This window comes from Actinacidiphila sp. bgisy144 (assembly GCF_057708105.1).
The window spans coordinates 48,819-61,798 of sequence record NZ_JBYIRM010000019.1 but is presented as its reverse complement, the minus strand read 5'-3'; the positions used below and the strand labels follow the sequence as shown (position 1 = coordinate 61,798).

Genomic DNA, 12,980 nt, shown 5'->3' with positions numbered 1-12,980 from the left:
GTGCGGTGCGGTGGGTTTTGCGGTTCCCCGCCGTGGGGGTGCCTCTAGTCGGCCGGGTGCCGCCCGGTGGGTGGTTGCGCGCGCAGTTCCCCGCGCCCCTGTTGTGGTTGCTCGCCGTGGTCCGGTGCTGTGCGCTGCGGAGCAGCCGCACGTACGCCAGGGGCAGGGCGCACCCGCGGCCCGCCACAACGCGCCCGCAGACCGCGACGCACCAGAAGGGGCAGGGCGCACCCGCGGCCCGCCACGACGCAGCCGCGGACCGCGACGCACCCGGGAGGGGCAGGGCGCACCCGCGGCCCGCCACGACGCACCCGCAGGGAACCGTAGAATCGGCGGGTGACCGTGATGGGTGTGCCTGGTTCGAAGTCCGTGACCGCGCGGGCGTTGTTTTTGGCGGCGGCGGCCGACGGGACGACGGTGCTGCGCGGCCCGTTGGTATCGGACGACACGGAGGGCTTCGCCGAGGGCCTGACCCGGCTCGGGTACGAGGTGGAGCGGCGCGAGGGCGAGTGGCGGGTGACCGGCCGCCCGGCCGGCCCCCCGGCGGACCGGGCCGAGGTGTTCACGCGGGACGCGGCGACCGCCGCCCGCTTCCTGCCGGCACTCGCCGCCGCCGGCCACGGCACCTTCCGCTTCGACGCGTCGGCGCAGATGCGCCGCCGCCCGGTCGCCCCGCTCACCGAAGCGCTCCGCACCCTGGGCGTGGACCTGGCGTACGAGGAGCAGGAGGGCCACCTCCCGCTGCGGCTGGCGGCAGCCAGCCTCAAGGGCGGCGCGATCGACCTGGACGCGAGCCTGTCCTCGCAGTTCCTCACCGCCCTGCTGCTGGTCGGCCCGCTCACCGCCGAGGGCCTGCGGATCAGGGTGACCGGCATCGTGTCGGTGCCGTACGTGGAGATCACGCTCGCGATGATGCGCCGCTTCGGCGTCGACGTGACCCGCGAGGGTGACACCTTCGTGGTCCCGCCGGGCGGCTACCGCGCCCAGGACTACCCGATCGAGCCGGACGCCTCCACCGCCAGTTACGTCTTCGCCGCGGCCGCGCTGGCCGGGCGCACGGCCACCGTTCCGGGGCTGGGCCGCGACGCCCTCCAGGGCGACCTGCGCTTCGTGGAGGTGCTGCGCCGGATGGGCGCGCACGTGGAGACGACGGCCGACGCCACCACGGTCACCGGCACCGGCACCCTGCACGGCCTGACCGCCAACATGCGGGACATCTCCGACACGATGCCGACCCTCGCGGCCATCGCGCCTTTCGCGGACGGCCCGGTCCGGATCGAGGACGTCTACAACACCCGCGTCAAGGAGTGCGACCGGCTGGAGGCGTGCGCGCTGAACCTGCGCGCGCAGGGCATCGAGGTCGCCACCGGCCGGGACTGGATCGAGATCCGCCCGGGCACACCGCGGCCGGTGGAGATCGCCTGCCACGGTGACCACCGCATCGCGATGAGCTTCGCCGTCGCGGGGCTGCGCACCCCGGGCACCACCTTCGATGACCCGGGGTGCGTGAAGAAGACGTTCCCGCAGTTCCACTCCTTCTTCGCGGACCTGCGCCGCACCTGGGACGTCTGACCCGCCCCCGGGGCGGGCACGGAGCTCGACGCCCTGGAGGCCCGTCCGGCGGCTGAGCGCCCGCCGTCCGGGCCGGCCTAGGCCGTGTCTGACAAATCCCGCCCCCATGCCTCCTGGCCATGGGGGCGGGGCCTGGCACGCACGCTCTCCCCCTGCCTTCGGCGGGAGGTGCCCCCAGCGTTGTCGGTCGTCGGCGCAGCCCGCTGCGCTCTCTCCCCCAGAGCTTCGCCTGGGAGGGACCCCCACCCTCCGCCTTGCGATCAGGGGGCACCGCCCATGCCGTAGGCCATGGGGGAGCACCAGGCCCCGTCGGCCCCCGCCCTTTGGGCGGGACGACGCTATTTGTCAGACACGGCCTAGCGCGCGCCCTTCGCCGCGTCGTAGGCCGCGCGGGCGGCGACGGCCGCCGGGCGGGTGGCGGTCTCGGCCACGGGGACGTTCCACCAGGCCTGCGCGGGCAGGCCCGGGCGGTCCGGGTCGGTGGTGACATGGACGGCGGTGGGGCGCGGCGAGGCGCGGGCGGCGGCCAGCGCGGCGCGCAACTCCTCGGCGGTGCGGGCGGTGTGGACCTCCAGGCCGAGGCTGGCGGCGTTGGCCGCGAGGTCGACGGGCAGCGGCGCGCCGGTGAAGGAGCCGTCGGGGGCGCGGAAGCGGTAGGCGGTGCCGAAGCGTTCGGCGCCGACCTGCTCGGACAGCCCGCCGATCGACGCGTAGCCGTGGTTCTGCACGATGACCACGTTGATCGGGATGCCCTCCTGCACGGCCGTGACGATCTCGGTGGGCAGCATCAGGTAGGTGCCGTCGCCGACCAGCGCGAACACCTCGCGGTCGGGGGCGGCCAGCTTCACGCCGATCGCGGCGGGGATCTCGTACCCCATGCAGGAGTAGCCGTACTCCAGGTGGTACTGCCCGGGGTCGCGGGCCCGCCACAGCCGGTGCAGGTCGCCGGGGAGCGAGCCGGCCGCGTTGACCAGCACGTCGCGGTCGTGCAGCACCGCGTCGAGCGCGCCGATCACCTCGCCCTGCGACAGGCCCCCCGCCGGTCCGCTGTCCGGGCCCGCGCCGGTGAACACCGCGTCCGTACGGGCCCGCCAGTCGGCGACGGCCGCCGCCTGGTCCTCGGGCACCGGGAACCGGTGGCCGCCCAACTCCGCGGCCAGCGCCTCGATCCCGGCCCGGGCGTCACCGGTCAGCGCCAGCCCCGCCATCTTGTGGCCGTCGAACGCGGCCGCGTTGAGGTTCACGAACCGGGTCCGCGGGCCGAACAGCGAGCCGGACGCGGTGGTGAAGTCCGTCCAGCGGGTGCCGATGCCGAGCACCACGTCGGCGGCGCGCGCGGCGGTGTCCGCCGGCGCCGTACCGGTGTGGCCCAGACCCCCGAGGCTGCCGGGGTGGTCCCAGCGCACGGCGCCCTTGCCGGCCTGCGTCTCGGCCACCGGAATCCCCGTCGCCGTGGCGAAGGCGGCCAGCGCCGCGCCCGCCTCGGAGTGCCGCACCCCGCCGCCGGCCACGACCAGCGGCCGCCGCGCGCCGCGCAGCAGCGCCGCCGCCTCGGCGACCGCCCCGGCGTCGGGCACCGGCCGCCGCACCGGCCACACCCGGGTCCGGAACAGCTCGTCGGGGAAGTCGTACGCCTCGGCCTGCACGTCCTGCGGCAGGGCGAGCGTGACCGCGCCGGTGTCGGCCGGGTCGGCCAGCACCCGCATCGCCTGGAGCAGCGAGGGCGCCAGCATCTCCGGCCGCCAGATCCGGTCGAAGAAGCGGGAGACCGGCCGCAGCGCGTCGTTCACCGACACGTCGTACGCCCAGGGCACTTCGAGCTGCTGGAGCACCGGGTCGGCGGGGCGGGTGGCGAAGACGTCGCCGGGCAGCAGCAGCACCGGCACGCGGTTGACGGTGGCCAGCGCGGCGCCGGTGACGAGGTTGGTCGCTCCGGGGCCGATCGAGGTGGTGCAGGCCATCGCGGACAGCCGGTGCGTGGTGCGCGCGTAGCCGACCGCGGCGTGCACCATCGCCTGTTCGTTGCGGCCCTGGTGGAAGGGCATCGCCTCCGGCCCGGCCTCCAGCAGCGCCTGGCCGACGCCCGCGACGTTGCCGTGGCCGAAGATCCCCCACATGCCCGCGACCAGCCGGTGCCGTACGCCGTCGCGTTCGGTGTACTGCGCGGACAGGAAGCGGACCAGCGCCTGCGCGACGGTGAGCCTCATACGTCCTCCTCTTCCTCCTCGGCGGCGCGCGGCGCCCGGTACAGCGGCAGCCGCGGGTCGGGCCGCTGGTCGCGCCAGGTCTCCCGCACCCAGGCGTGCGCCGGGTCGTCGCTGATCAGCCAGGCCCGCACCGGCCCCGGCCCGGCCATGACGTTCAGGTAGTACATGTCGTAGCCGGGCACGGCCATGCTCGGGCCGTGCCAGCCGTCGGGGATCAGCACCGCGTCGCCGCCGCGCACCTCGGCGAGCACGTCGCCACTGCCCGTCGGCGAGGGGTAGACGCGCTGGTAGCCGATCGCGGCCGGGCCGCCGCGCAGCTCGTAGTAGTAGATCTCCTCCAGGCGGGTCTCGTGCGGCCCGTCCTCGTCGTGCTTGTGCGGCGGGTACGACGACCAGTTGCCGCCCGGGGTCAGCACCTCGACGGCGATGAGCCGGTCGCAGTCCAGCACGTCGGCCGCCGCGAAGTTGTTCACCTGGCGGCTCGCGCTGCCCGCGCCGCGCAGCTCCACCGGCACCGCGGACGCCGGGACCCGGCGTGCGGGCAGCCGCCGCGCGCAGCGCGCGCCCGCCAGCGCGAACCGGCCGCCGTCCGTACTGCCGATCACCGCGCGGCTGTCGCGCGGCAGGTAGCAGAAGTCGGTGGTGCCGGAGAAGACGTCGGCGCGGCCGCGCAGGGTGAACGAGCGCGGCCGCGCGCCGGGCCCGGCCTCCTGCACGTCCACGGTGCAGCCCCCGCCCAGCGGCAGCACCACCCACTCGCTGCCGCCCGCCGCGAAGTCCGCCGAGCCGCCGGGCGCCAGCGTCAGCACCCGCAGCGCGGAGTGCTCCCAGCCGGCCGACCGCGGGTCCACCCACAGGTCGTAGCCGTCCCGTGCCGTGCTTCCGGCCGGCACATGCCGGGCCCGTGTCCGGGGCCGGTCGCAGTCCGTCGTGCCCGTACCGGCTCCTTCCGTGCCCGCACCGGCTTCTTCCGTGCTCACACCGGCTCCTTCCGCAGCGCCGCGTCGATCTCCGCGCGGGTCGGCATCGCGTCCGCGCACGCCAGCCGCGACGCCACCAGCGCGCCCGCCGCGTTCGCCGCCCGCAGCACGTCCCGCAGCCCTTCGCCCGCCAGCAGCCCGGCGCACAGCGCGCCGCCGAACGCGTCGCCGGCGCCGAGCCCGTTGACCGCCCGGACCGGCACCGGCGGGACCGTGATGGACTCGGTGGCGGTACGGCCCAGCACGCCGGCCGGGCCCTGCTTCACCACGGCCGTGCGCACCCCTCGGCGCAGCAGCAGTTCCGCGGCCCGCGCCGGGTCGCGGCTGCCGGTGGCGACCTCCGCCTCGGCGACGTTGCCGACCGCGAGCGTCGCGTACGACAGCGCGCGGGCGTACAGGGCCGGGGCGTCGGCGGGGTCGGCCCAGAACACCGGGCGCCAGTCCAGGTCGAACCAGACCTCCGTGCCCTCCTCCCGGGCGTCCAGCGCCGCGAACAGCGTGCTGCGGGTCGGCTCGACGGCCAGTGCGGAGCCGGTGATCCACAGCACCCGCGCGGCCCGTACCGCGGCCAGGTCCAGGTCCTGCGGGGTCAGGCACTGGTCGGGGGCGATCGGGCGGCGGTAGAAGTGGATCGGGAAGCGGTCGGGCGGGAAGAGCTCGCAGAACACCACCGGGGTCTGGGTGCCCGGCACGGTGCGCACGAAGGAGTCGTCGACGCCGAAGCCGCGCAGCGCGGTGCGGACGTAACCGCCGAAGGGGTCGGCGCCCACGCCGGTGATGGTCGCGGTGCGCAGGCCGAGGCGGGCGCCGGCCACCGCCACGTTGGCGGCGGTGCCGCCGAGGGACTTGGCGAACGTCTCGACCTCGGCGAGGCCGACGCCGCTCTGCTGGGGGTAGAGGTCGACGCCGGCCCGCCCGAGGGTCAGCACGTCGTGCGGGCGCCGGGGGCGGTCGGCCGCAGCCGTGTCGGGGGCCGTGCCGGGGGCGGTGCCAAGTGCCGTGTCGGGGGCGGGGTCGGGGGCCGTCACTGCGCGGCCAGCCAGGTCAGACAGGTGCGGACGTCGTCGACCGGGCCCCGGGACGGGGGCGGTTCTGCGGTGAGGACGGTGTCCTGCTCCATCACGTACCAGCCGTCGTAGCCGGCGGCCTCGAGGGTGGCGAGGAGCGCGGCCAGGTCGAGGTCGCCGGTGCCGAGCGGCCGGTACAGGCCCGCGGCGACGGCGGCGGTGTAGGTGGCGGCGCCGTCGCGGACGGCCGCGGCGCGGGCGGCGTCGACGTCCTTGAGGTGGACGTGGGTGACGCGGTCGGCGGCGCGGCGGGCGAGGGCGACGGGGTCGGTGCCGCCGACGAGCAGGTGCCCGGTGTCCAGGCACAGCCCGGTGCGGCTGCCGTCCAGGACGCGGTCCACGTCGGCGGGGCCCTCGACCATGGTGCCGACGTGCGGGTGCAGGGCGGTGGTCACACCGAGGCCGGCCGCGAGGTCGGTGGCGGCGTCGAGGCGGGCGAGGAGCGTGCGCCAGCCGGCCGCGTCGAGCGCGGGCCGGGCGTTGTAGCCGTCCTGCCCGGTCGCGGCGGCCAGCACGAGGGTGCGGGCACCGGCGGCGGTGAAGGAGTCCAGGGCCGCGCGGATGCCGGGCAGCGGGTCCCGGCCGGGGTCGTGCAGGACGGCGGGCACGAAGCCGCCGACCGCGGTGACGCCGTGCTCGGCGAGCAGCGGCCCGGGCAGGAAGCCGTCCGGGCCGAACTCGCTCGCGCCGATGCCGAGTCCGGCCAGCTCCGCCAGCACGCGGTCCGGGGTGAGCTGGTGGCCCCAGCCGGGCACCTCGCACACCCCCCAGGAAATCGGTGCCCCGGCGATCCGCTCGCGCCTCATGCCACCACCACTCCCTTCGGCTCGCCCGCCGGCCCGCCGCTCGGCCCGGCGCCTGCTGCTCCGGTCTCGTCCGGTCCCGTCCGTCTCGTCCGTGTCCGCGTCGTGTCCCCGTCCGAGGACCTACCCGCGTCCTACCCGCCCGGACGGCTCTGCCGCCCTCAGTCCCCCGGCGCCGCCGGTGCGGCCGCCGCCCACTCCTCGGTGAGCCGGTCCGGTGCGGCCGGCCGCACCGGGCGGTGCTCGGCGCGGGAGCGCTCGCACGCCTCGGCGACCAGCAGCGCGCGCAGCGCGTCCCGCGGCGGGCAGGGGTTGGCGGCCTCGCCGCGCACGACCCGCAGGAAGACGGCGAGTTCGGCCGCGTACGCGGTGGCGAAGCGGTCGAGGAAGCCGGACCAGGGCGGTGGTGGCGGGGCCGGCCGCCGCGGGCCGGGCCCGGGCGGCGGCGGCAGGGCAGCGCCGAGCGGCGCGCGCGGCCCGGTGCCCACGGTCACCTGCCCGTCCGTGCCCGCCAGTTCCATCCGTACGTCGTAGCCCGCGGCGTGGTACCGCGTCGCGGTCGCCGTCGCCAGCACCCCGCCCTCCAGGGTGAGCAGCACCGCGCCGGTGTCCACGTCGGACGCGGCCCGGAAGTAGTCGGCGCCGACATTGGCGCCGGCCGCGTAGACCTCGGTGACCTCCAGGCCGGTCACCCACCGCAGCGCGTCGAAGTCGTGGATCAGGCAGTCCCGGTACAGGCCCCCGGAGAGCGGGACATAGGACGCCGGGGGCGGCACCGCGTCGGAGCTCACCGTGCGGACGGTGTGCAGCCGGCCCACCTTCCCCGCGCGCACCGCCTCGCGCGCGGCGGCGTACTCCGGGTCGAAGCGCCGCTGGAACCCGACCTGGAGCAGCGTGCCGGCCCGCTCGGCCGCCCGCACCGCCGCCACGGTGCCCGCCAGGTCCCTCGCGAGCGGCTTCTCGCAGAACACCGGGACCCCCAGCCGCGCGGCCCGCGCCAGCAGCTCCGCGTGGGTCCCGGTCGCCGCCGCGATCACCACCGCGTCCGGGCGCGCCGCGAACAGCTCCGCCACCGGCAGCGCCCGCCCGCCGTGCCGGGCCGCCACCTCCCCGGCCCGCACCGGGTCGGCGTCCGCCACCAGCAGCTCCGCCACGTCGGGGTGCGCCGCCAGCGTCCCGGCGTGAAAAGCGCCGATCCGCCCGGCCCCCACCAGTCCGATCCGCATCATGGCCCCCTCCGCGTCGTCCCCCACCTGCCCGGTCGCCCACACGATCTCCCGCCATCATGCCCCCTCCACCCCCTCCCAACAGCCCTCCCGCCCCGCCGCCACCCGTGCGAGCGTCAGACCGCGCCCGCCGCCGGGCCGCGCGCGTCACCCGGAGGCGGTAGTCGGCAGGTGCGGAGGGTTGACGGATACTGGGGCCGCCGGGAGGGTCTCACGCAGCACTCTCATCCCGGCGGCACCACTGAACGTGAAGGAAAGGCAGGGCCACGTGGCTCAGGCAAGGGCGGGACGCGACCGCGGTGATCGCGGGGGGAAGCGCAGGACGCGCCGGCTGGCCGGCGGCCTGCTCGCGGTGGCGCTGTGCGCCGCGGCGCTGGCCGGGTGCAGCGCCACCGGCGGGAAGCGCGCGGAGGACCGGGCCAAGCAGCTGGCCGCGAACGGCTCCGCGGTGAACACCCCGCACTGGACCTTCGCGATGGTGACGCACTCCGGCGCGGGCGACACGTTCTGGGACATCGTGCAGAGCGGCGCGAAGCAGGCCGCGCAGAAGGACAACATCAAGTTCCTGTACTCCAACAGCGACCAGGGCGACCAGCAGGCCCAGCTCGTGCAGGCCGCGATCGACCAGCACGTGGACGGCCTGATCGTCACCCTCGCCAAGCCGGACGCGATGAAGGCCGCGGTGACGAAGGCCGTCAAGGCGGGCATTCCGGTGATCACCGTCAACTCCGGCGCCGAGCAGTCCGAGCAGTTCGGCGCGCTGACCCACATTGGGCAGGACGAGACGGTCGCCGGCAACGCCGTCGGCGACGAGCTGAACACGCGCGGCCGCAAGCACGCCCTGTGCGTCCTGCACGAGCAGGGCAACGTCGGCCTGGAGCAGCGCTGCGCCGGGGTGAAGGCGCACTTCCACGGCCGCATGGACAAGCTCTACGTGGACGGCACGAACATGCCCGACGTGCAGTCCGCGATCGAGGCGAAGCTCCAGTCCGACCCGTCGATCGACTCCGTGGTGACGCTCGGCGCGCCCTTCGCCCCGACCGCCGCCAAGGCCAAGCAGCAGGCGGGCTCGAAGGCGGAGATCGACACCTTCGACCTCAACGCCCAGGTCGCCGCCGCCCTGAAGGACGGCACCCTCGGCTTCGCCGTCGACCAGCAGCCCTACCTCCAGGGCTACGAGGCGGTCGACCTGCTGTGGCTGTACCGCTACAACAAGGACACCCTCGGCGGCGGCCAGCCGGTCCTGACCGGCCCGCAGATCGTCACCAAGGACGACGCGGACGCGCTGCTGGAGTACACCAAGCGGGGCACCCGGTGAGCACTGACGTCCTCGACGTGATCGGTGCGGGCGACGAGCGCCTGGCGCCCAGATCGGTGCTGCGGCGGCTGCTGGGACGGCCCGAACTGGGCGCGGTGGTCGGCGCGGCGGCGGTCTTCCTGTTCTTCTCGGTCGTCGCCGACTCCTTCCTGCGCGCCTCCAGCATGGGCACCGTGCTGTACGCGTCGTCCACGATCGGCATCATGGCGGTGCCGGTGGCGCTGCTGATGATCGGCGGCGAGTTCGACCTGTCGGCCGGCGTGATGGTCACCAGCTCCGCGCTGGTCTCCTCGATGTTCAGCTTCCAGATGACCGCGAACACCTGGGTCGGCGTCGGGGTGTCGCTGCTGGTGACGCTGGCGCTCGGCGCGTTCAACGGCATCATGCTGGTGCGCACCAGGCTGCCGAGCTTCATCATCACGCTCGGCACCTTCCTGATGCTCACCGGCCTCAACCTCGGCCTGACCAAGCTGATCAGCGGCACTGTGGCGACCAAGTCGATCGGCGACATGCAGGGCTTCCCCAGCTGCCGCGACCTGTTCGCCTCGCACTGGACGATCGGCTCGGTCGACCTCCAGGTGACCATCCTGTGGTGGCTGGGCCTGGTCGCCGTGGCGACCTGGGTGCTGCTGCGCACCCGCGCCGGCAACTGGATCTTCGCGGCCGGCGGCAACGCGGACGCCGCCCGCGCGGTCGGCGTGCCGGTGGCCCGCACCAAGGTCGGCCTGTACATGGCGGTGGCCTTCTGCGCCTGGATCTCCGGGCAGCACCTGCTCTTCTCGTTCGACGTGGTGCAGTCCGGCGAGGGCGTCGGCAACGAGTTCCTGTACATCATCGCGGCGGTCATCGGCGGCTGCCTGATGACCGGCGGCTACGGCAGCGCGATCGGCTCGGCGGTCGGCGCGTTCATCTTCGGCATGGCGAGCAAGGGCATCGTGTACGCGCAGTGGAACCCCGACTGGTTCCAGTTCTTCCTGGGGGCGATGCTGCTGCTCGCCACCCTGCTCAACGCGTGGGTGCGCAGGCGGGCGGAGGCGAGCAAGTGATCACGGTCGACGACGGCAAGGCCCCCGGCCCCTCCGGCGCCGCGCCCGGCGCCCTGGTGGCGCTCACCGGCGTCAGCAAGTCCTACGGCAACGTACGGGCGCTGCGCGAGGTGTCCCTGGAAGTGCACGCCGGGCAGATCACCTGCGTGCTGGGCGACAACGGCGCCGGCAAGTCCACCCTCATCAAGATCATCGCGGGCCTGCACCCCCACGACACCGGCACGTACACGATCGCCGGCGAACCGGTCCGGCACGGTTCGCCCCGGCAGGCGCTGGATCGCGGCATCGCCACCGTCTACCAGGACCTCGCCGTGGTCCCCCTGATGCCGGTGTGGCGGAACTTCTTCCTCGGCTCCGAGCCCACCAGGGGCCGCGGCCCGCTGCGCCGCCTGGACACCGCCCTGATGCGCGCCACCACCCGCCAGGCGCTGCTGCGCATGGGCATCGACCTGCGCGACGTGGACCAGCCGATCGGCACCCTGTCGGGCGGCGAACGCCAGTGCGTGGCGATCGCCCGTGCGGTGCACTTCGGCGCGAAGGTGCTGGTGCTCGACGAGCCGACCGCCGCGCTCGGCGTGAAGCAGTCCGGGATGGTGCTCCGCTATGTGGCCGCCGCACGCGACGCGGGGCTCGGTGTGGTGCTCATCACGCACAACCCGCACCACGCCTACCTGGTCGGCGACCGCTTCGTGCTGCTCAAGCGCGGCACCATGTCCGGCAGCCACCTCAAGAAGGACATTACGCTGGACGAGCTGACGCGGGAGATGGCCGGCGGCAGCGAGCTGGACGAACTGACCCACGAGCTGAACCGGACGCGGCGAGGCGGCACAATGGCAACGGACGCCGCCCCGTCCGCCCCGTCCGCGGAACAGGCGCCCGAGACACCGAAGACGCCGAAGCCACTGCCCGCCACCGACCCAGCCGACCCGGAGACCAGCGCTTGAGTGCCAATCGAGAACGTGTCTACCGCGGCGGCGCAGCGCGCGCCACGGTGTGGCAGAGCGTCGGGATGCGCGACCGCCGGGAGCGCCGCTCCCACCTGACCGCGCCCCGCGTGCCCACCGTCGGCATCGACATCGGCGGCACCAAGGTGATGGCGGGGGTGGTGGACGCGGACGGGCAGATCCTGGAGACGCTGCGCACCGAGACCCCCGACAAGTCCAAGAGCCCCAAGGTGGTCGAGGACACCATCGTGGAGCTGGTGCTCGACCTGTCCGAGCGGCACGACGTGCACGCCGTCGGCATCGGCGCCGCCGGCTGGGTGGACGCCGACCGCTCCCGGGTGCTGTTCGCCCCGCACCTGGCCTGGCGGGACGAGCCGCTGCGGGACCGGCTCTCCGAACGGCTGCTGGTGCCCGTCATGGTCGACAACGACGCCAACACCGCCGCCTGGGCGGAGTGGCGCTTCGGCGCCGGGCGCGGCGAGGCCGACCTGGTGATGATCACCCTGGGCACCGGCATCGGCGGCGCCATCCTGGAGGACGGCCACGTCAAGCGCGGCCGCTACGGGGTGGCCGGCGAGTTCGGCCACATGCAGGTGGTGCCCGGCGGGCACCGCTGCGCCTGCGGCAACCGCGGCTGCTGGGAGCAGTACAGCTCCGGCAACGCCCTGGTCCGCGAGGCCCGCGAGATGGCCGCCGCCGACTCCCCGGTGGCGTACGGCATCAACGACCGGGTCGGCGGCAGCGTCCGCGACATCACCGGGCCGCTCATCACCGAACTGGCCCGCGAGGGCGACCCGATGTGCGTGGAGCTGTTCCAGGACATCGGCCAGTGGCTCGGCGTCGGCATCGCCAACCTCGCCGCCGCCCTCGACCCGTCCTGCTTCGTCATCGGCGGTGGTGTCAGCGCCGCCGACGACCTGCTGATCGCCCCGGCCCGGGAGGCGTTCCGGCGTACCCTGACCGGCCGCGGCTACCGGCCCGAGGCGCGCATCGCCAAGGCCGAACTCGGCCCGGAGGCGGGCATGGTGGGCGCCGCGGACCTCGCGCGGCTGGTCGCCCGCCGGTTCCGCCGCGCCAACCGGCGCCGGGTCGAGCGCTACGAACGGTACGGACGCACCCTCGGAAGGCAGGCGGCCCAGCCGTGACCCCACCGCAGCACAGCGGCGGCCCGCAACCGGCCGTCGCGGACGAACTCGCCGAGGCCGAGGCGGAGTTCGCGGCCGCCGGACCCCGGCCGCCGCGCACCCCGCCGCGCTGGGTGCGCTGGACCGTGGTGCCGCTGCTGGTGCTGGTGCCGATGGGCTACGTAGGGGTGTCCGCCGCACAGAGCCGCGGCAGCGGCGAGGACGCCCGGCAGGAGGCGGCCGGCCGCGCGCTGACCCAGGTGTACCCCACCCAGCTCCAGCAGCGGATCTACCAGGTGACCATCCCGCGCGGCTCGCGCTACGTCCGCTACCTGGAGACCAACTCCTGGGACAACAGCGAGCTGTACGCCGAGTTCGTCACCACCGCCGGCGGCCTGGACACCTTCCTCGCCCGGATCGGCACCAGCCGCGCCGCGCTGCGCACCGGCACGGTGGCCATGTCCGCCGCCCAGTGCAAGGCGGCGGGCTGGAACTTCGCCATCCCCCGCACCTGGGCGGGGGAGAGCCTGCACCAGCCGGGTGACAAGCCCGACCACGACATCACGGTCGACATGACCAACCCCGACCGTCCCCGGGTCTACGTCGTGTCGACCGTCAACTTCCAGCACGGGTTCGGGGGCGGCTGAGCGCCACCCGCGAGTCAGGCCCCTGCCATGTCCCGCCCTTTTACTC

11 protein-coding genes are annotated in these 12,980 nt (G+C 75.0%); 6 read left to right on the top strand and 5 right to left on the bottom strand.

All coding sequences use genetic code 11. From position 1 onward, the window contains the following. The first annotated feature begins 336 nt into the window (after positions 1–336). On the top strand, positions 337–1,572 hold the full coding sequence (gene aroA / locus AC3EVP_RS22070; RefSeq protein WP_435132101.1) for a 3-phosphoshikimate 1-carboxyvinyltransferase: 1,236 nt from the start codon (positions 337–339) through the stop codon (positions 1,570–1,572). Positions 1,573–1,928: 356 nt separating this feature from the next. Here the strand turns inward: aroA and iolD are convergent, their stop codons facing one another. From iolD to AC3EVP_RS22045, 5 genes are all read right to left on the bottom strand, one after another. Continuing rightward, positions 1,929–3,779 carry a 3D-(3,5/4)-trihydroxycyclohexane-1,2-dione acylhydrolase (decyclizing) gene (gene iolD, locus AC3EVP_RS22065; protein WP_435132098.1) on the bottom strand — a complete coding sequence of 617 codons (1,851 nt, stop codon included), beginning with the start codon at positions 3,777–3,779 and terminating at the stop codon, positions 1,929–1,931. Then, positions 3,776–4,672, bottom strand: a complete 897-nt coding sequence (iolB, locus tag AC3EVP_RS22060; RefSeq protein WP_435132316.1) for a 5-deoxy-glucuronate isomerase — start codon at positions 4,670–4,672, stop codon at positions 3,776–3,778. Before iolB ends, iolD begins: the two co-directional genes overlap by 4 nt. Before the next feature lie 83 nt (positions 4,673–4,755). Continuing rightward, a complete protein-coding gene (gene iolC, locus AC3EVP_RS22055; RefSeq protein ID WP_435132313.1) occupies positions 4,756–5,688 on the bottom strand; it encodes a 5-dehydro-2-deoxygluconokinase in 933 nt (310 codons plus the stop codon). Between the two features lie 95 nt (positions 5,689–5,783). Next, positions 5,784–6,632 (bottom strand): TIM barrel protein, encoded by an 849-nt coding sequence (locus tag AC3EVP_RS22050; RefSeq protein WP_435132095.1) that lies wholly within the window; start codon positions 6,630–6,632, stop codon positions 5,784–5,786. A gap of 158 nt (positions 6,633–6,790) precedes the next feature. Next, complete coding sequence (locus AC3EVP_RS22045; RefSeq protein WP_435132310.1) at positions 6,791–7,855, bottom strand: Gfo/Idh/MocA family protein; 1,065 nt, start codon at positions 7,853–7,855, stop codon at positions 6,791–6,793. A 331-nt stretch (positions 7,856–8,186) separates the two neighbouring features. Here AC3EVP_RS22045 and AC3EVP_RS22040 point away from each other — a divergent pair, with 331 nt between their 5' ends. Genes AC3EVP_RS22040 through AC3EVP_RS22020 form a run of 5 tightly spaced genes read left to right on the top strand, consistent with a single transcriptional unit; the run spans position 8,187 to position 12,934 of the window. Beyond that, positions 8,187–9,173: a sugar ABC transporter substrate-binding protein gene (locus tag AC3EVP_RS22040; protein ID WP_335978851.1), complete on the top strand. Its 987-nt coding sequence runs from the start codon at positions 8,187–8,189 to the stop codon at positions 9,171–9,173. Further along, positions 9,170–10,219: an ABC transporter permease gene (locus AC3EVP_RS22035; protein WP_435132092.1), complete on the top strand. Its 1,050-nt coding sequence runs from the start codon at positions 9,170–9,172 to the stop codon at positions 10,217–10,219. The genes AC3EVP_RS22040 and AC3EVP_RS22035 overlap by 4 nt, the downstream gene beginning before the upstream one ends. Then, positions 10,219–11,163 carry an ATP-binding cassette domain-containing protein gene (locus tag AC3EVP_RS22030; protein ID WP_435132307.1) on the top strand — a complete coding sequence of 315 codons (945 nt, stop codon included), beginning with the start codon at positions 10,219–10,221 and terminating at the stop codon, positions 11,161–11,163. The genes AC3EVP_RS22035 and AC3EVP_RS22030 overlap by 1 nt, the downstream gene beginning before the upstream one ends. After that, entirely contained in the window at positions 11,160–12,308 is a 1,149-nt protein-coding gene (locus AC3EVP_RS22025) for an ROK family glucokinase (protein WP_335978808.1), read from the top strand. Before AC3EVP_RS22030 ends, AC3EVP_RS22025 begins: the two co-directional genes overlap by 4 nt. After that, positions 12,305–12,934 carry a hypothetical protein gene (locus AC3EVP_RS22020; protein ID WP_335978806.1) on the top strand — a complete coding sequence of 210 codons (630 nt, stop codon included), beginning with the start codon at positions 12,305–12,307 and terminating at the stop codon, positions 12,932–12,934. The genes AC3EVP_RS22025 and AC3EVP_RS22020 overlap by 4 nt, the downstream gene beginning before the upstream one ends. Positions 12,935–12,980 lie beyond the last annotated feature (46 nt).

Coding starts and splice junctions, on each gene's coding strand:
- iolD (WP_435132098.1), bottom strand. CDS start 3,779: ATGAGGCTCACCGTCGCGCAGGCGCTGGTCCGCTTCCTGTCCGCGCAG.
- AC3EVP_RS22050 (WP_435132095.1), bottom strand. CDS start 6,632: ATGAGGCGCGAGCGGATCGCCGGGGCACCGATTTCCTGGGGGGTGTGC.
- AC3EVP_RS22045 (WP_435132310.1), bottom strand. CDS start 7,855: ATGCGGATCGGACTGGTGGGGGCCGGGCGGATCGGCGCTTTTCACGCC.